The organism is Arthrobacter sp. NPDC080031 (genome assembly GCF_040702485.1).
Classification (GTDB): Bacteria; Actinomycetota; Actinomycetes; order Actinomycetales; family Micrococcaceae; genus Arthrobacter.
In genome coordinates, this window is record NZ_JBFBLA010000009.1 from 24,197 (window position 1) to 40,112 (window position 15,916).

At 63.5% G+C, this 15,916-nt stretch carries 20 protein-coding genes; 8 read left to right on the forward strand and 12 right to left on the reverse strand.

Annotated features, from left to right (window positions below):
* Positions 1–27 precede the first annotated feature (27 nt).
* The 3 genes from AB0323_RS09145 to AB0323_RS09155 are packed head-to-tail and all read left to right on the forward strand — an operon-like array spanning position 28 to position 3,168.
* Positions 28–381, forward strand: coding sequence for a metal-sensitive transcriptional regulator (locus AB0323_RS09145; protein ID WP_366177042.1), 354 nt, complete (start codon positions 28–30; stop codon positions 379–381).
* Positions 382–430: 49 nt separating this feature from the next.
* On the forward strand, positions 431–670 hold the full coding sequence (locus AB0323_RS09150; RefSeq protein WP_366177043.1) for a heavy-metal-associated domain-containing protein: 240 nt from the start codon (positions 431–433) through the stop codon (positions 668–670).
* An 8-nt stretch (positions 671–678) separates the two neighbouring features.
* Positions 679–3,168 (forward strand): heavy metal translocating P-type ATPase, encoded by a 2,490-nt coding sequence (locus tag AB0323_RS09155; protein ID WP_366177044.1) that lies wholly within the window; start codon positions 679–681, stop codon positions 3,166–3,168.
* A gap of 7 nt (positions 3,169–3,175) precedes the next feature.
* Here AB0323_RS09155 and AB0323_RS09160 read toward each other — a convergent pair whose 3' ends face one another.
* Entirely contained in the window at positions 3,176–3,448 is a 273-nt protein-coding gene (locus AB0323_RS09160) for a DUF2277 domain-containing protein (protein WP_364538797.1), read from the reverse strand.
* Positions 3,449–3,489: 41 nt separating this feature from the next.
* The gene (locus AB0323_RS09165; protein WP_366177045.1) at positions 3,490–4,521 is read right to left on the reverse strand and encodes an EamA family transporter; all 1,032 of its coding nucleotides are present in this window, start codon (positions 4,519–4,521) and stop codon (positions 3,490–3,492) included.
* Positions 4,522–4,591: 70 nt separating this feature from the next.
* On the opposite strand from AB0323_RS09165, the gene AB0323_RS09170 reads away from it, so the two are divergent.
* Positions 4,592–5,140, forward strand: a complete 549-nt coding sequence (locus tag AB0323_RS09170) for a CGNR zinc finger domain-containing protein (RefSeq protein ID WP_366177046.1) — start codon at positions 4,592–4,594, stop codon at positions 5,138–5,140.
* Between the two features lie 119 nt (positions 5,141–5,259).
* On the opposite strand, the gene AB0323_RS09175 is transcribed toward AB0323_RS09170, so the two are convergent.
* The 3 genes from AB0323_RS09175 to AB0323_RS09185 form a co-directional block, all read right to left on the reverse strand.
* The gene (locus tag AB0323_RS09175; protein WP_364538791.1) at positions 5,260–5,610 is read right to left on the reverse strand and encodes a hypothetical protein; all 351 of its coding nucleotides are present in this window, start codon (positions 5,608–5,610) and stop codon (positions 5,260–5,262) included.
* A 67-nt stretch (positions 5,611–5,677) separates the two neighbouring features.
* Positions 5,678–6,232, reverse strand: a complete 555-nt coding sequence (locus AB0323_RS09180) for a hypothetical protein (protein WP_366177047.1) — start codon at positions 6,230–6,232, stop codon at positions 5,678–5,680.
* A 9-nt stretch (positions 6,233–6,241) separates the two neighbouring features.
* Entirely contained in the window at positions 6,242–7,585 is a 1,344-nt protein-coding gene (locus AB0323_RS09185) for an MATE family efflux transporter (protein WP_366177048.1), read from the reverse strand.
* A 40-nt stretch (positions 7,586–7,625) separates the two neighbouring features.
* Here AB0323_RS09185 and AB0323_RS09190 point away from each other — a divergent pair, with 40 nt between their 5' ends.
* Together AB0323_RS09190 and AB0323_RS09195 are read left to right on the forward strand one after the other, a co-directional pair.
* A complete protein-coding gene (locus AB0323_RS09190) occupies positions 7,626–8,195 on the forward strand; it encodes an antibiotic biosynthesis monooxygenase (protein ID WP_366177049.1) in 570 nt (189 codons plus the stop codon).
* A 53-nt stretch (positions 8,196–8,248) separates the two neighbouring features.
* Positions 8,249–9,217: an acyl-CoA thioesterase gene (locus tag AB0323_RS09195; RefSeq protein ID WP_366177050.1), complete on the forward strand. Its 969-nt coding sequence runs from the start codon at positions 8,249–8,251 to the stop codon at positions 9,215–9,217.
* On the opposite strand, the gene dnaB is transcribed toward AB0323_RS09195, so the two are convergent.
* Positions 9,214–10,596, reverse strand: a complete 1,383-nt coding sequence (gene dnaB, locus AB0323_RS09200; RefSeq protein ID WP_366177051.1) for a replicative DNA helicase — start codon at positions 10,594–10,596, stop codon at positions 9,214–9,216. The genes AB0323_RS09195 and dnaB overlap by 4 nt on opposite strands.
* 626 nt (positions 10,597–11,222) lie before the next feature.
* Here dnaB and AB0323_RS09205 point away from each other — a divergent pair.
* Together AB0323_RS09205 and AB0323_RS09210 are read left to right on the forward strand one after the other, a co-directional pair.
* On the forward strand, positions 11,223–11,702 hold the full coding sequence (locus AB0323_RS09205; RefSeq protein WP_366177052.1) for a hypothetical protein: 480 nt from the start codon (positions 11,223–11,225) through the stop codon (positions 11,700–11,702).
* Positions 11,703–11,705: 3 nt separating this feature from the next.
* Entirely contained in the window at positions 11,706–12,281 is a 576-nt protein-coding gene (locus AB0323_RS09210) for a hypothetical protein (protein ID WP_366177053.1), read from the forward strand.
* A gap of 14 nt (positions 12,282–12,295) precedes the next feature.
* Here the strand turns inward: AB0323_RS09210 and AB0323_RS09215 are convergent, their stop codons facing one another.
* The 6 genes from AB0323_RS09215 to rpsF all read right to left on the reverse strand — a co-directional run bounded on the left by AB0323_RS09215 (position 12,296) and on the right by rpsF (position 15,743).
* Positions 12,296–12,922, reverse strand: coding sequence for an FMN reductase (locus AB0323_RS09215; RefSeq protein ID WP_366177054.1), 627 nt, complete (start codon positions 12,920–12,922; stop codon positions 12,296–12,298).
* 100 nt (positions 12,923–13,022) lie between these two features.
* On the reverse strand, positions 13,023–13,859 hold the full coding sequence (locus tag AB0323_RS09220) for a PhzF family phenazine biosynthesis protein (RefSeq protein WP_366177154.1): 837 nt from the start codon (positions 13,857–13,859) through the stop codon (positions 13,023–13,025).
* Between the two features lie 112 nt (positions 13,860–13,971).
* Positions 13,972–14,424, reverse strand: coding sequence for a 50S ribosomal protein L9 (rplI, locus tag AB0323_RS09225; RefSeq protein ID WP_236813849.1), 453 nt, complete (start codon positions 14,422–14,424; stop codon positions 13,972–13,974).
* Between the two features lie 17 nt (positions 14,425–14,441).
* Positions 14,442–14,681, reverse strand: a complete 240-nt coding sequence (gene rpsR / locus AB0323_RS09230) for a 30S ribosomal protein S18 (RefSeq protein WP_003800144.1) — start codon at positions 14,679–14,681, stop codon at positions 14,442–14,444.
* 125 nt (positions 14,682–14,806) lie between these two features.
* Entirely contained in the window at positions 14,807–15,382 is a 576-nt protein-coding gene (locus AB0323_RS09235; RefSeq protein WP_078107100.1) for a single-stranded DNA-binding protein, read from the reverse strand.
* 55 nt (positions 15,383–15,437) lie between these two features.
* Positions 15,438–15,743 (reverse strand): 30S ribosomal protein S6, encoded by a 306-nt coding sequence (gene rpsF, locus AB0323_RS09240; protein ID WP_028267876.1) that lies wholly within the window; start codon positions 15,741–15,743, stop codon positions 15,438–15,440.
* Positions 15,744–15,916 lie beyond the last annotated feature (173 nt).

Sequence of the window (15,916 nt, forward strand, 5' to 3'; positions counted from 1 at the left end):
TACCCCTAGGGGGTATACCTTTGCACTATGAGCACGATCGATGTGAACCCCACCCATGTGGAATCCGCAGATTCGAAGCCGGATTCCCAGCACGGCTACTCTCCCAACAAGGACGCATACTTGCTGCGCCTCAAGCGGATCGAGGGCCAAGTACGCGGTATTGCGCGCATGGTGGAAGAGGACAAATACTGCATCGACATCCTCACGCAAGTCTCGGCAGTCACCAAGGCGCTGCATGCAGTCAGCCTCGGGCTCGTGGAGGAACACATCGGGCACTGCGTCGTCGGCGCAGCATCCGAGTCCGATCCGGTCGTGCGGGCCGAGCAAATCGACATCAAGGTCAAGGAGGCAGCCGATGCCATCGGGCGCCTGCTGCGGTAACCCCGCAAGCACTCACCACACCATTCAACTCACCACCAAGGAGCACACCATGGGCCACACCGCTACCATCCAGACGAGCGTCAGCGTTTCCGGCATGACCTGCGGGCACTGCGTTTCTGCCGTCAGCGAGGAAATTGAGTCCATGGCGGGAGTGGAGAATGTCGAGATCGACCTGAATGCCGGCGGAATCTCCACCGTCACCATCACCTCCACCCAGGAATTGTCACCGGCCGAAATCGGCGAAGCCGTCGCCGAAGCCGGTTACCTGGTAGTCGCCAACGAGGCCTAGGGGCCAATGTGAGCAATCACGACATCCTCCACCAAACAGGTACACGCATCATCGAACTCGACATCGAGGGCATGACGTGCGCATCCTGTGTGGCCCGCGTAGAGCGGAAACTGGGCAAGCTCGAGGGCGTGGAAGCTTCAGTCAACCTCCCCCTCGAATCAGCCCAGGTAACAGTTCCGGACAATGTCACGGACCAACAAATCGTGGACACAGTGAACGCAACGGGCTACAAAGCCTGGATCCGCGAAACGCACCCAAGCCCGTCGTCCACGGCCCCCGCCAACTCCGTAACCCAGGCCCCTGATCGCGAAACCAGCGCCGGTGACGACGGCGCAACGGAACATGACCACAGCGACGACGCGGGGGGCATGCGGCAGCGTGCGTCTAAGGGAGGAACGACCGAGCACGCAGAGCATGTGGCCCGTGGCGCCGCGACAGGCGACCACGGTGCCACCGCGGCGGGCGCCGGTGCCGGCACCCACGAAGACCACATGCACCACGGACCAGCAGCGTCGAAATTGCGTCCGAGACTGATCGCCGCAGCCATGTTGACGGTCCCTGTCTTCGCCATCTCGATGATCCCAGCTTTGCAGTTCCCGCAATGGGGCTGGGTGGCCGCTGCACTTGCACTTCCCGTGGTCACGTGGGCTGCCTGGCCCTTCCACCGCGCCGCCGCCATCAACGCGCGCCATTTCGCCTCGACTATGGACACCCTCGTCTCCATTGGTGTCCTCGCCGCATACCTTTACTCTGCGTGGCAGCTTTTTGCCAACCCCATGATCACTGAACACCCCGGCATGGAGACCATGGGAGGCGCGGGCGGTGGGCTCTACTTCGAAGTTGCGGCCGTGGTCACCACCTTCCTGCTTCTGGGCCGCTTCCTTGAGGCCAACGCCAAAGCGAAGGCCGGCGATGCCCTCAAGGCACTGCTGAATCTTGGAGCCAAGGACGCGACGGTGCTGCGCGACGGCGTCGAACACAAGATCCCGGCCGAGCAACTCGTGGCAGGGGACATCTTCGTCGTTCGACCGGGAGAGAAGATCGCCACGGACGGCCTGGTGACGAGCGGTTCGTCTGCCGTGGATGCCTCATTGGTCACAGGTGAATCCGTGCCCGTGGAGGTCGGACCGGGAAGCCAGGTCACGGGCGCCACCATCAATACTTCGGGCCGCTTGCTGGTCCGCGCGACCCGCGTGGGTTCCGAGACTACGCTGGCACAAATGGGGCGGTTGGTGAGCCAGGCGCAGACGGGCAAGGCCCCGATTGCACGGCTCGCCGATCGCATCAGCGCCGTCTTCGTTCCGGTGGTGCTGGTCATCGCCGTCGTTACCTTCGTCTTCTGGCTTGCCCTGAGCGGTGACCTCAATGCCTCGTTCACGGCTGCTGTGGCGGTGCTCGTGATTGCCTGCCCGTGTGCGCTTGGGCTCGCGACACCCGTTGGCCTCCTGACCGGGACCGGCCGGGGCGCGCAGCTCGGCATCCTCATCAAGGGCCCGCAGGTGCTTGAAGATACCCGCACTGTGGACGCCATCCTGCTGGACAAGACCGGGACCGTCACAAGCGGCAAGCTCGCCGTCGGACACACCTTGGCCTTGAACGGCCACTCCCCCGCCGACGTCCTGTCTCTCGCCGGCGCCGTCGAGGCAGCGTCTGAGCACCCCATCGCCCACGCCATTGCCGCTGCCGCCAAGTCCGCTATGCCCGACGCCGGCCCGCTGCCCGCTGTGAAGGATTTCAGTTCCGCCCCGGGCGGCGGAGTCCGGGGGATGGTTGCGCTGAACGGAGCCGGAAATGGCTCTGTGCGAACGGTCGTGGCCGGCAGGACCGGCTGGTTGGAACGCAACGGAATCTTCCCTGACGATGCACAGCGCCAGGCACTGGCCACTGAGGAAGCACGTGGCGCTACCGCCATCTGGGTTGCTGTGGACGGGAAGCCCGCTGGAATAGTCACGCTAAGGGACACCGTCAAACCCGGTTCGGCGGCCGCGATCGCGAAGCTCAAGGAACTCGGGATCCGCCCCCTGCTGCTGACCGGAGACAACGCCGCCGTCGCCGCCCAAGTGGCCACCACCGTCGGGATCGCCCCGGAAGACGTATTCGCCGGGGTCCTGCCGGAAGGCAAAGTGGACGCGGTACGGAAGCTTCAGTCCCAGGGCTCCACCGTGGCGATGGCGGGCGACGGGGTCAACGACGCCGCGGCCCTGGCACAGGCTGACCTTGGCATCGCCATGGGCTCGGGAACCGACGTCGCCATCGAGGCCTCGGATCTGACCGTCATGGGCAGCGACCTTGGCCAGTTGGTGCAAGCCATCGAGTTGTCCCGGAAGACGCTCGGCACTATCAAGACAAACCTGTTCTGGGCGTTCTTCTATAATGCCATCGGTATTCCCGTGGCCGCCCTTGGGTTGCTCAACCCGATGATCGCCGGCGCGGCCATGGCTGCGAGCTCGGTCCTGGTGGTCGCGAACTCGCTTCGGTTGCGTTCCTTCGCGAAGTAACCCTGCTTCAGGCAGTTCCGAAACGAACGGCCGCACGGGCCCTGGCTTTGGCCGCTTCCTCGTCGCGGTTGCGGGCTGGCGCATGGGTCACCAGGGAATCGAGCAGATGCTGGGTGACATGCGCGATCTCGTGGACCGCCTCGGCGAAGGCTTCCTCGTTGGCCTTGGACGGCTTGGTGGTGCCACTGATTTTGCGCACGTATTGCAGGGCTGCGGCTTCCACCTCCGCGGAGGTGGCTCGTGGCTCGAAATTGTGGAGGGTGTGGATGTTCCGGCACATATCAACATGCTAAGCCCCGGTCCCCCATCAATGGTCGGTGTCTAGAGCGCCCTCTCGGATGGAACCGGCTCGACGTCGTTCGCGTGGTCAAGCTGCAGCGCCGCGTAGTCTTCACCGGCCTCCGCGGCATAACGCTTGTCCGCGCGGAGCTCGTCGATTCGCACCAGGACTACTCCGCACACGATGAGTGCCCCGCCCACGAGCTGGATGGCTCCCGGCAACTCGGCCAGCAACAGCCAGGCCCACACGACTGCGAACAGTACTTCCGTGAGCGAGACAAAGGATGCCACCTTGGAGCCGAGGCTTCGTGCCGCCATGATCCCCGTGACGTAGGACAGCACGGTGGACAAGATGACGAGGCCCGCGATCGAAACCCACCACGGCGTGGTCCACGGTCCGAGATGTGTGTCTGTGGTGGCAAAAGTCATGGACACCACGCCGGTCCCACCGGCAATCCAGATGAGGACTGAGCCTGCCGTAAGACCGCCGGCGGCCAGCACAATGGGCGGCAACGTGTCGTTCTGCCTGGCTGTGATGAAGAAGTAGATGACCAGGCAGACGGCCGCGGCCATGCCCCAGAGGACGCCGACGAAGTCCACCTTCACGGCGCCGGTGAGATCAAGCACCAGGACAAGTCCGCCGAGGGAAAGCAGTGTTCCAATGGCGGTGAGGGCCCTCGGACGGCGTCGGCTGGCTGCCCACAGCCACAGGACGATCATGGTTGGCGCGAGGTATTCGAGCAGGAGCGCGACCCCCACGGACAGCCTGGACACCGCGTTGAAGTAGAAGAGCTGGCATGCTGCAACGCCAATCACACCGAATAGCAGGATGGTGAGCCAGTTGTCCTTGAGCTGGTGCCAACGGCCCCGGAGAGCGACGACGGCCGGGATCACCAGGGTGAGCGAAGCACCGCTCAACCGGATCGCAACTGCAGCGCCGGGGGTCCACCCGGTTTCCAGGAGGGACTTGGCAAACGAGCCGGACAAGCCAAAGACCGCCGAGGAAAAGAGCGCGAGCCCCAGACCCGACGCCATGAAGCCCGCAGCACCAGCCCGTTTTGTTGCAGCTGACACAGCAGCCTCCTGTCAGGAGTAAAATGGGTTACGCTGCTGACACTACTCCCGAGAGATGTAAGGAGTCAAAGTGCTTTTTGCACCTGACACTGAAGTGGCGCTTCGAAGCGTGGTCAATTTGATCAATACGGCCGCAAACGGCACCGAGGCCCTTGCGAGTGTCGCCGAACTCCACACCTTCCTCGATGCGGAAGAATTCACGGGGACCAGGGAGGGAACCGAGGCCGAATTGGCCAGCGTGAAGCGACTGCGGAGCCAGCTGGCTTCGCTGTGGACGTCCGATGAGGACGCGGCCGCAAAGACCGTCAACCAGCTCCTCACAGACGCGCGCGCACTCCCGCAGCTGGTCAAGCACGACCACTGGGATTGGCACCTGCACGCCACTACCCCCGAAGCGCCCCTCGCGGAACGCATGGGCACGGAAGCTGCCATGGCCCTCGTGGACGTCATCCGCAGCAAGGAAATGGACCGCCTGCGGGTGTGCGCGGCGGAGGATTGCGACGCCGTCGTGCTTGACCTGAGCCGCAACCGATCCAAGCTCTACTGCGACACCGGCAACTGCGCCAACCGAACGCACGTGGCAGCCTACCGGGCACGGAAAGCCTCAGGTACGGAGTAGGCGGGCGTCACGCCGTGCAACTTTTCAGGGCGCACGACGGCGGTCTGCCGCGGGTTTCCGGGGTTGCTGCGTCGGCCAGCCGGCAAAAAGTTGCCTGGCGCGACGCAGACTAAGACGGCCTAGTCTGCGTCGGGGGTTTCCGTCTCACTGCCCGCGTGGGGGGCCGCGGAACCGTGGCCCTGGCCCGGCTTCCTGGAGCTCAGGTTGACGCCCGAGCCCTTGCCGAGGTGTTCGGCGTTTTCCTTGTGGCTCATGGAAAGCATCGCAGAGAGGACGAGGCTCACAATGAAGGCGATGCCGGCACCGGTAAAGGCGAGGTCAAAGCGCGGCGTGCGGGCGCTTCCGCCGGAGGCGAAGATCAGCACGGCGAAGAAGATCACGACGCCCCAGAACGCGGAGAACATCAGCGGTCCCTTCACCGAGGTCCGCATCTTGCGCGGCTCTCCTGGTTTCTGGTCTGCCAAGGTCATTCCTCCAATGTGGGTGCTGGCGCCGTGCGCGCCTTGAGAGTTCTACGCAGGGTAGAACGTACGACTACTAGTTTACGGCCTCAGCGGAGGGGGTTCGCCCATCGTGCCGCAGGCTCAGCCCTGACAGCACCCACAAGACTCCCCAGATGATGGCGCCGCCGCCGGCAACACCGAGAAGCGCGTGGGCTCCAAGGCTGATGAAGAACGGCAATGCAACGGCGGTGCCGATGCCCACCACACCGGAAATGATCCAGTCGCGGGCAAGCACGTGCCGTCCGCGCTGCCGGAATCCCTGGACCAGCTCAAACGCCCCGAGCACCAGCAATCCTACGAGCGCGGAAAGTCCGGCACCTGCGTCGGACTGCGTAATCAGGGCACCCACCCCTGCCAGGCCGACGACGACGGCCGCGGCCGCCGGGACGCTCGCGGCCAGGAACGCGGTGCCCGCGGTTGCGAGCAGGTAGAGTCCGGTAGCCCAGGCAAGAACGTGAACGGAGGGCGAGCCCCAGAAGACGGTCACGGCTCCAAACACCAGCGCAGTACCGGCGCGGAGAAGTACGGGCTTCCAGAGACCAGCTGCTGTAGGCGTGGATGAAGTCGCTGAAGAGGCGGGGAGAGTCACCAGTCCAGTTTAGTGCGAACCGAGGACCATCCATTTGTCAGAACGGGCCCGCACCCCGAGAGTGACCCCGCGGGCCATCATGTAGCCCAGCGCGAACGCTGCCCACAGCCACACCAGCCCCGCCGCGCCGTCGGGCCTTGTCAGGTGGACTGCCGCCAAAAGCGGCAGATAGACCACGAGGTTCACGACGCCGGCAATCGCCAGGTAGCGGGCATCTCCCGCGCCGATCAGCACGCCGTCCAGGACGAAGACGTACCCCGCGAGGGGCTGCCCGACGGCGAGCACCCACAGTGCCGCTGTGAGCGCGGACTGAACGCCGGCGTCGGAGGTAAAGAGGAAGCCTGCCCACGGAGCGGCCACCGCGAGGAGTACGCCAGTCACCACACCGAAGCCCACGCCCCAGCGGATCATGGTGCGGGTGAGTTCCCGCGCCCGGGCCGGATGGGAGGCTCCGAGTTCCTTGCCGATGAGGGCCTGTGCGGCAATCGCCAAGGCGTCCAGGGCGAAGGCGAGGAAGGAGAAAATGGTCATCGCAAGCTGGTGGGCGGCGAGGTTCACGGACCCTTGGGAAGTGACCACCAGGACCGTGGCGAGGATAGCCAGGCGCAGGCTAAGAGTGCGGAGCATGAGCCATGAACCCACGGTGGTCATCGTGCGGATGCCATGCCAGTCCGGGCGCAGCGAAACGCCGTGCCGCCGGGCATTCCGTCCCACCATCACCAGATAGACGGCGGCCATGGCCCACTGGGCAATGCTTGTGCCTATGGCTGACCCCGCCACGGACAAATGCAAACCGTAGACCAGGACGGCATTGAGGCCGATGTTCACGGCGAACCCCGCCGTCGCAACCACCAACGGCGTGCGGGTGTCCTGCAGTCCGCGCAAGACACCCGTCCCAGCGAAGATCAGCAGCATGGCGACGAGTCCCGGCATGGACCAGCGCAGATAGTCGACGGCGTAGGCCCGCACCTCGCCGTTGGCTCCAAACAGTCCGAGCAGCGGGCCGGCCGCGAAGAAGCCGGCCACGGCCAGGACTGTGCCCAGCAGCAAGGCCAGCCAGACGCCGTCGCGCCCTGCGGCCAGCGCTTTGCCGAGCTTTCCGTCCCCGATGGCCCGCGCCACAGCGGGAGTCGTCGAATATGCCAGAAAGACCATAAGTCCGACGGCGGTGTACAGCAGGGTGGAGGCCAGACCCACTCCCGCCAGCTGAGGGACGCCAAGGTGCCCCACAATGGCGGAGTCGGCCAGGAGGAAGAGGGGTTCTGCTATGAGCGCCCCAAAGGCAGGGACAGCAAGGCGCAGGATCTCGCGGGCAGTGGAGGGCGCGGTGGGACGGGTCACTGTTTGGGGCACTTTCCCAGCCTAGCGGGACACCGGCGGGTAGATTGTTGAGGTGTCGCTCGAGCATCCCATCACCGTTTCCGTCGCCCGCACCATCACTCCCGGTTACACCCGCCAAGCCAACGCTTGGGCCCACGCGGGCCAGGAACTTGCCAGGGAATGGCCCGGCTACTTGGGTTCAGGGTGGGTGCGCACGGCGGCTGACTCTGATGAATGGCACATGCTGTACCGCTTCGCGGACGCTGAAACCCTGCAGGCATGGGAGGAATCCGGAGAGCGCCGATGGTGGATTGAAAGCGCCTCCGAGCTCATGGAGGTCACACGGGTGGAGCGCCGTTCCGGCATCGAAGGATGGTTCTCCCAACCCGGCGACGTGAACCTCGTGGTCCCGGAGACGGTGGTGCCGCCACGATGGAAGCAGGCGGTCAGCATCTTCCTGCCGTTCTTTCCGTTGAGCCTGCTCGCCAATTTCCTGCTGCACCCCCTGATTCTGGGCTGGCCGCTGGTTCTGCAGGTTCTGTTGAACATCTGCATCCTGACGCCACTCATGGTCTACATTTTCCTGCCGGTCACCACCCGGCTGCTGAAACCCTGGCTGGAAGGAAAGCGGAAGGGCCAATAGCGCCTGCCCGTCATACAGCGCATCAGTATCCACGCCGTCGATACACTCTCGTCATGAGCGAGCTTCCCTCCAACTCCGTCACGCTGCGGTTCCTTGCTTCCCCCACCGACGTCGGACACAGCGGGTCGGTCGACGCCGGCACTGTCCTTGAGTGGGTGGACAAGGCGGCGTACGCGGCAGCCGTCGGCTGGGCGAAGTCCTATTGCGTCACGGCTTATGTGGGCAACATCCATTTCGCCGACCCTGTGAACAGCGGAGACATGGTCGAGGTCGAAGCGACCATCGTCTACACGGGCCGCTCCTCGATGCACATCCGGACCATCGTGTCCTCCGGCGACCCCAAGGGCGGGCCGGCCACGATGCGCAGCCAGTGCCTGGTGATCTTCGTTGCGGTTGGTCCCGACGGCCGCCCGGTACCAGTCCCCCAGTTCAAGCCCTCGACGCCGGAGGAAGTCGAGCAGCGCGACAACGCCCTCGCGCGGATCGCCGTGCGGGAAAAGATTGTCGAAGCCATGAACGCGCAGGAATATACCGACGCCGGCACTGCCGAGCGCGTTGTTCTCCGCTTCATGGCGGCCCCCACCGATGTGAACTGGGGCGGAAAGGTCCACGGCGGCATCGTCATGAAGTGGATTGATGAGGCCGCGTACGTCTGCGCTTCCCGGTACTGCGGCAAGGACACCGTGGCGGTTTTCTCCGGCGGCGTGCGCTTCTACCGGCCGCTCTTGATCGGCGACGTTGTGGAAGTAGAAGCCCGTCTCGTCTATACAGGCCACAAAGGCATGCACATTGCCGTCCATGTTCGCTCCGGAAGCCCCAAGAGCCGTGAGATGAACCTGACCACGTACTGCCTCACGGTCATGGTGGCCAGGGACGAAACCGGCACGTCCGTACCGATCCCAGCCTGGGTGCCGGAAACCGACGAGGACCGGCGCCTTCACGCCCACGCCCGCGAACTCCTGGAGATCCGAGGACGGGCTCCCGGAAACCGGATGCCCGATCATTTGCTCAACGGAGCCTAGAACCCGCCTCCGCCCGTCTCGCCCGCCATATTGGCGAAGCGGGAATAATGCCCCTGGAAGGCAACCACGATGTCCTTGGTGGGGCCGTTACGGTGCTTGGCGATGAGGATGTCGGCTTCGCCGGCGCGCGGGGATTCCTTGTCGTAGACGTCTTCGCGGTGAAGCAGGATGACCATGTCGGCATCCTGCTCGATGGAACCGGATTCGCGGAGGTCCGAGACCATGGGACGCTTGTCCTGGCGCTGTTCGGATCCACGGTTGAGCTGCGAGAGCGCGATGACCGGAACCTGCAGCTCCTTGGCCAACAGCTTGAGGGCACGCGAGAATTCGGAGACTTCCTGTTGGCGGGATTCCACCTTCTTGCCGGAGCTCATGAGCTGGAGGTAGTCGAGGATCACCAGTTTGAGGTCGTGCTGTTGCTTGAGGCGGCGGCACTTGGCCCTGATTTCCATGAGGGACATATTGGGGCTGTCATCGATGAACAACGGCGCATCGTTCATGCGGCCCATGGTGGTGGCGATTTTGGACCATTGCTCGTCCTTGATGGTGCCCTTGCGCAGGTCCTGAAGGCCAATGGTGGCTTCCGCGGACAGCAGGCGCATCGCGATTTCGTTGCGTCCCATTTCCAGGGAGAACATCACGGTGGCGAGGTTGTTCTTGAGCGCGGCGGAACGGGCGAAGTCAAGGGCGAACGTGGACTTACCGACGGCGGGGCGCGCGGCGATGACGATCATCTGGCCCGGGTGCAGGCCATGGGTGAGTTCATCGAGTTCGTAGAACCCGGTGGGAACCCCAGTCATGCCCTCCCCGCGGTGGCCGGATGCCTCGATCTCGTCAACAGTGGATTCCATGACGTCCTTGAGCGCCACGTAGTCCTCCGCGGTGCGGCGTTCGGCCACGGCATAGATCTCGGCCTGGGCCTGGTTGACGAGGTCTTCGACCTCTCCGTCCTGGCCGTAGCCCATCTGGACGATCTTGGTGCCGGCGTTGACGAGGCGGCGCAGGACGGCGCGTTCAGCCACGATTTCGGCGTAGTAGCCGGCGTTGGCCGCTGTGGGCACGGTCTGGATCAGCTCGTGCAGGTAGGCAGGGCCGCCGATCCTGTTGATCTCGCCGCGCTTGGTCAGCTCATCGGACACCGTGACGGCATCGGCAGGTTCGCCGCGGCCGTACAGGTCGATGATGGACTCGTAGATGGTCTCGTGGGCCGGGCGGTAGAAGTCATGGCCGCGGACGATTTCCACGACGTCGGCAATGGCGTCCTTGGACAGCATCATGCCGCCGAGAACTGATTGCTCAGCGGGAATGTCCTGGGGAGGTTTGCGGCTGGCGTCCGATGTCCGGCCGCCCTCGATCGAATCCAAGTGCGTAACTGACAAGCCGTCCTCCATTTTGTGCCGCGCAGATAACTGTTCCCGGCGGTGCGGTAGGCCAATACCCGGTGTGGGTTGCTCCGACCGCGCCGTTTATGCCGGCTGGTCCAAACTGTTCCGTAGGGCACCGACAATTTTGGTTTCCCCGAGATTTCCACAACTTATCCACAGACAGGTCCGCGGGCGTGCTGCTTTTCGACGGCACCAGGGTGCCATCCACAAGAAACAGGGGTTTTCCGAGTACCTAAAGCAGGTACTCAGCCACGTTAGCCCTGCTTTTCCGAGCCACCAAGCCGGGCCTGTGGATAAAGTGTGGAATACACACCCCTGCTTGTGCACAGTCTGTGCATGACCCTGTGGAAAGAGAAATTCTTTTGCCGGAAAGTAGCCCCTGAGCTGGGAAGACGTTCGTTATGCCATGTGGATTAAAAGTATTTTCTTCAGCAGATCATCCACAGGCTGGTTCGCTCAATCCGTGCCCCGCCCGTCCTCCAATGACCCAAAGAGGGATAAATATGCCAAAAATGTGATACTCCCCACAATGGCTCCGGAAATTTGACAGCCGGCTCTCAGAAGCTATGCCGGAACAGGAATGTGCTGTGGATAACTGCGTTCTGACATAAGCTCTAGGTATGGGTTTCACCGTGGGGGATGTACTGCTGGTCGCAATGCCCGTTGTCATCCTCGTGGCTGTGATTTGGGCCCTGACGGCGGCATTCAAGCCACGCAACTCAGGGCTGTCCGACGCCGAGCGCTATCAACGGGAGCTGGCCGCACGCTCGGCAGCCCACCAGGCAGCCCAGGTGCAGGCGGCGACGGCGGCAAGGGCCCGCATCGATGCATCCACAAGACCGAGCCAAAACGCGCAGCAACAGTCCCAGCAGGACAGCCAGTCGCGGGCCGCGCTGAGGGCGCAAGCCGGAGGCAGCCCGGGGCTCGGCCAGGCCGGCTACAACGGTCCCGTTCTTCCCAACGGGCAGTTGAATCCACAGTTCGCCCTGCAATTGCAGGGCATGGTCCGCAGTGGGCAGAAGATTCAGGCCATCAAACTCCTGCGCCAGCAAACCCATTCGGACTTGTTGACCGCCAAGAACTACATAGATCGGCTTTAGCGCATGTCATCCCTACTCATTCCGGTCTTGATCCTGGCGACCGTCGTCGTTGGCGTGCTGCTGATCAGCCGCGCGCTCTCCCGCCGCTCCGCGGAACTTCGCGACAATGCCGCCGCTGGGAAGGCGGCCGTGGACCCTGCGGAGCTGGCCCGCGAGGCGGCTGCAAAGCTCAGCGAGGATCAGCACCGGCAGCTGTATTCCCTGATCGCCCAAGGCCAGGCCATGGCTGCCATCAAGCTATACCTCAGCGCCACCGGGGAAGGCCTGCGCGCCTCACGTGATGCCGTCGGCGCCCTTGCAGCGCACCCGCAGCCCTTCCGCAAGCCCGAGCCCGCTCCGCAGGACCTCTTGCCCGACGACGACGAGCCGGAGCGCTTCCCTTACCGCTACCGGGCAATCGCCAGCAAGGGAGACGTTACGCGTGAGGTGAGCAGCAACATGCTCAATGACGAGATCTACGGACGGATCCGCACCCTGGCCAAGAGCGGAGATGTCGAAGCGGCAGCGTTGGCCCTGACCAAGCACTCCGACATCAGCATGAAGCAGGCCCTGGAGTTCATCGAGCTACTGGACGACTAGCAGCCGAGGCTCCCCTAGCGTCCCGCAGTGATCCCCGCGAGGAGTTGTTCAAAAGGCAGGGATTCCATCGCGTCCGCCTTGCGGTGCGGCTGTTCGCCGCTCAGAAGCCGGGCAAGCTCGCCCGCCGCCCGGTCCACGCGGACCGATAGTGGCGACGCGCCGTCGTCGGTGTTTCCCCAATCCTGGGGTCCGGCGAAGACGGACGTCTGGGTGATCCGGGTGCGAAGGTAGGTGAAGAGCGGACGCATGGCGTAGTCGAGCACCATCTGGTGCCGGTCGGTGCCGCCCGTGGCGCCGAGAAGAACGGCCTTGCCGTCGAGGGACTTCGGGTCCAGAACGTCGATGAAGGACTTGAACAGCCCGCTGTAGGATGCGCTGAAGACGGGCGTGACGGCGATGATGCCATCGGAATCCTCGACGCCGGCGATCACCTCAGCAAGGCGCGGCGCTGCATAGCCGGTGACGAAATTGTTGGCGATATCCACGGCCAGGTCCCGGAGTTCGACAACGTCCACGCGTACCTCGTACCCGGCATCGCCCAGCTGGCGCTTGGCTGATGCGGCGAGCTGGTCTGCAAGAAGCCTGCTCGACGACGGTACGCCAAGTCCGGCGGAAAGGACGGTTATGCGGCGGGTCTCCATGGCGATCTCCTGTTGCTGGTCGGTTTGATGGCTTCAAACCAGAGTACATGCGTTTGCATCTATACTCCCAAACTGTGCCCCCTCCGCTTTTATTCCCCCGCTACAGCCGCACTGTTCCCTGGATGCACATCACCGAGCTCCCGCCCACCCAGATGTCGCCGTCTTCCGCTTTGACGTGGATGCGTCCCGCCCGGCCCAGCACCGTACCCTGCGCGGCGACGTATTGCTCAGGCGCCCGGCCGCTGCCGATCAGCCACTGGGCCGCTCCCGCGTTAAAGCTTCCGGTCACGGGGTCCTCCACCATGGCGTCTCCGGGAATGAACGTCCGGACCTCGAAATCGACGCCGGCCCCCGGTTCATGGGCACCGATCACGCCAACCTTCAGATCCCCCAACGCCGCAAGGTCGGGTTCAAGGCCAAGGACCTGTTCGGCCGATTCGAGCAGTACGCCGATCCACTGCGGGCCGTTGACGAGCCACGAGGCATCCAAGAGCGCAGTTCGGGGCAGCCGGAGTCCGGCAGCCAACTGTTCCATGGTTGCCTCGCCGACGGGCCCGAAGCGGGTCAGCGGCGGCGCAGCGAAGGCAAGGCGGCCGCCGTCGAGCTTTACCTTGACCAAGCCTGCGCCGCATTCCTGAACCAGCGTCCCTTCCTGTTTCGGGACACCGCCGGCCGCCAGCCACGCATGCGCCGAGCCGAGAGTCGGATGTCCCGCGAATGGAAATTCCTCGCTGCCAGTGAAGATCCGCACGCGGTAATCGGCCGCAGGATCGCTGGGAGGCAGCAGGAAGGTGGTCTCAGACAGGTTGGTCCAGTTGGCAAAGTGCTGCATCTGCTCCGTGCCGAGCCCCTCGGCGTCGACGACCACGGCAAGCGGATTGCCGAAATACGGCACGTCAGTGAAAACGTCCACTTGCGACAAGGGCCTGGTGCGCATCGTTTCAAGGTTCACCGCTGCAGGCTATCACCGCCGGTGCGCGCGCAAAGCAAAGGACCCCCGCCTCCGGAAACCGGTGACGGGGGTCCTTCAAGCTACGTCAAAGATAACGCTACTTTGCTGCTACGACCTCAAGGTCGATGACAGCGGAAACGTCCTCGTGCAGGCGGACGTTGGCCTGGTACGAACCAAGGGACTTGATGTGGTTCGGCAGTTCAACGTTGCGCTTGTCGATGGAGCCGAGGCCAGCGGCCTCGACTGCAGCAGCGACATCAGCCGGCTTGACGGTGCCGAAGAGACGACCGGACTCGCCGGCCTTCACTACGAGCTTGACCTTCTTGGAAGAAAGCGCAGAAGCCTGGGCCTGTGCAGCTTCAACCGAAGCGTGGGCACGAGCAGCGCGGGCAGCCTTGATGGACTCAACCTGCTTCTCGCCACCCTTGGTCCAGGTCAGGGCGAAGCCGCGGGGCAGCAGGAAGTTACGTGCGTAACCGTCCTTGACCTCGACAACATCGCCAGCAGCACCGAGACCGGTTACTTCGTGGGTCAGAATGAGCTTTGCCATGTTAGTTAATCCCTTCCTTAGCCGCGGCCAGCGCCGGAGTAAGGCAGCAGAGCAACTTCGCGGGCGTTCTTGATTGCCTGGGCGATTTTGCGCTGTTCCTGCACCGTGACGCCAGTGACGCGACGGGCGCGGATCTTTCCGCGGTCGGAGATGAACTTGCGCAGCAATGCTACGTCCTTGTAGTCGATGACAGTGATGTCAGCGGCCTTCAAGGGGTTGGACTTTGGTTTGGGCTTACGGAGTTCAGCCTTAGCCATCGTGGAGCTCCTTTTCTATGGAGCCCGTGGAATGGATCCACGGGATGGTGGTGCTCGACGGCGGTCGCCACCCGGGTGCCTCGCGGCACGTCCGGCGGATTCCGGCGTCGAACTTTAATGAGTATTTAGAAGGGAGGTTCGGAATCCGGGCCGTTGCCCCATCCACCCGCATTGCTGACACCCGGGGTAGCCCAGGGGTCTTCCTGCGGTGCGGATTGGCCGCCGCCCCACGTTCCGCCGGAGTTGCCGCCCTGGTTTGCACCAGCGCCGCCACCTCCGAAGCCACCGCTGTTGTTGCCGCCGCCGAAGCCGCCCTGGCCACCCTGACCGCCGGAGCGCTGGGTGCGGTTGACCTTGGCGTTGGCGTAACGCAGGCTCGGGCCGATTTCATCGACTTCGAGCTCGATAACGGTGCGCTTCTCGCCTTCCTTGGTTTCGTAGGAACGGCTCTTCAGGCGGCCGGAAACGATCACGCGCATACCCTTGGTGAGGGATTCGGCGACGTTTTCGGCTGCTTCGCGCCATACCGATGCGCGGAGGAACAGGGTTTCCCCGTCCTTCCATTCATTGGACTGGCGGTCGAAGGTCCGGGGAGTAGACGCGATGGTGAAGTTCGCTACCGCCGAGCCTGACGGTGTGAACCGCAGTTCGGGGTCATTGGTGAGATTACCGATGACCGTAATAGTGGTTTCGCCTGCCATCTACTGCCTCCTTGTTCGTTCCTGCGGGGTAAAGAATGAAAGCCTGGAGCTGAAATTACTCAGCAACGACCTTCTGCTCTTCGGGGCGGGTGATCTTGGTGCGCATGATGGTCTCGTTGAGACTCAGCTGGCGGTCAAGTTCCTTGGCGGTTTCCGGCTTGGCGGTGAAGTTCACCACAGCGTAGATACCTTCGGACTTCTTCTTGATGTCGTAAGCGAGGCGACGGCGGCCCCAGATGTCAACCTTTTCGATGGTTCCACCATCGGTGGTGATGACATTGAGGAACTTCTGAAGCGACGGCTCTACGGTACGCTCTTCGACCTCGGGGTCGATGATTACCATCAATTCGTAAGGACGCATATGTGAACCCACCTCCTTTGGGCTAAGCGGTTACGGCATTTCCGTAACAGGAGGTTCATTTGCGATGAACGGTGCTGCTGACCGCTTCCAGAAGCGGAAGCAGGGCGCAGCATAGACTTCAATATCTTAGTCCATTTCCCGCCCCTAAGCCTATTCGGCGTGTCGGCTGCGCG

What these genes read in the sequence shown, in the direction of transcription:
- AB0323_RS09145 (WP_366177042.1), top strand. Translation starts at nt 28, where the DNA reads ATGAGCACGATCGATGTGAACCCCACCCATGTGGAATCCGCAGATTCG.
- AB0323_RS09150 (WP_366177043.1), top strand. Translation starts at nt 431, where the DNA reads ATGGGCCACACCGCTACCATCCAGACGAGCGTCAGCGTTTCCGGCATG.
- AB0323_RS09160 (WP_364538797.1), bottom strand. Translation starts at nt 3,448, where the DNA reads ATGTGCCGGAACATCCACACCCTCCACAATTTCGAGCCACGAGCCACC.
- AB0323_RS09175 (WP_364538791.1), bottom strand. Translation starts at nt 5,610, where the DNA reads ATGACCTTGGCAGACCAGAAACCAGGAGAGCCGCGCAAGATGCGGACC.
- AB0323_RS09195 (WP_366177050.1), top strand. Translation starts at nt 8,249, where the DNA reads ATGAGCGAGCTTCCCTCCAACTCCGTCACGCTGCGGTTCCTTGCTTCC.
- AB0323_RS09205 (WP_366177052.1), top strand. Translation starts at nt 11,223, where the DNA reads ATGGGTTTCACCGTGGGGGATGTACTGCTGGTCGCAATGCCCGTTGTC.
- AB0323_RS09210 (WP_366177053.1), top strand. Translation starts at nt 11,706, where the DNA reads ATGTCATCCCTACTCATTCCGGTCTTGATCCTGGCGACCGTCGTCGTT.
- AB0323_RS09215 (WP_366177054.1), bottom strand. Translation starts at nt 12,922, where the DNA reads ATGGAGACCCGCCGCATAACCGTCCTTTCCGCCGGACTTGGCGTACCG.
- AB0323_RS09220 (WP_366177154.1), bottom strand. Translation starts at nt 13,859, where the DNA reads ATGCGCACCAGGCCCTTGTCGCAAGTGGACGTTTTCACTGACGTGCCG.
- rplI (WP_236813849.1), bottom strand. Translation starts at nt 14,424, where the DNA reads ATGGCAAAGCTCATTCTGACCCACGAAGTAACCGGTCTCGGTGCTGCT.
- rpsR (WP_003800144.1), bottom strand. Translation starts at nt 14,681, where the DNA reads ATGGCTAAGGCTGAACTCCGTAAGCCCAAACCAAAGTCCAACCCCTTG.
- AB0323_RS09235 (WP_078107100.1), bottom strand. Translation starts at nt 15,382, where the DNA reads ATGGCAGGCGAAACCACTATTACGGTCATCGGTAATCTCACCAATGAC.
- rpsF (WP_028267876.1), bottom strand. Translation starts at nt 15,743, where the DNA reads ATGCGTCCTTACGAATTGATGGTAATCATCGACCCCGAGGTCGAAGAG.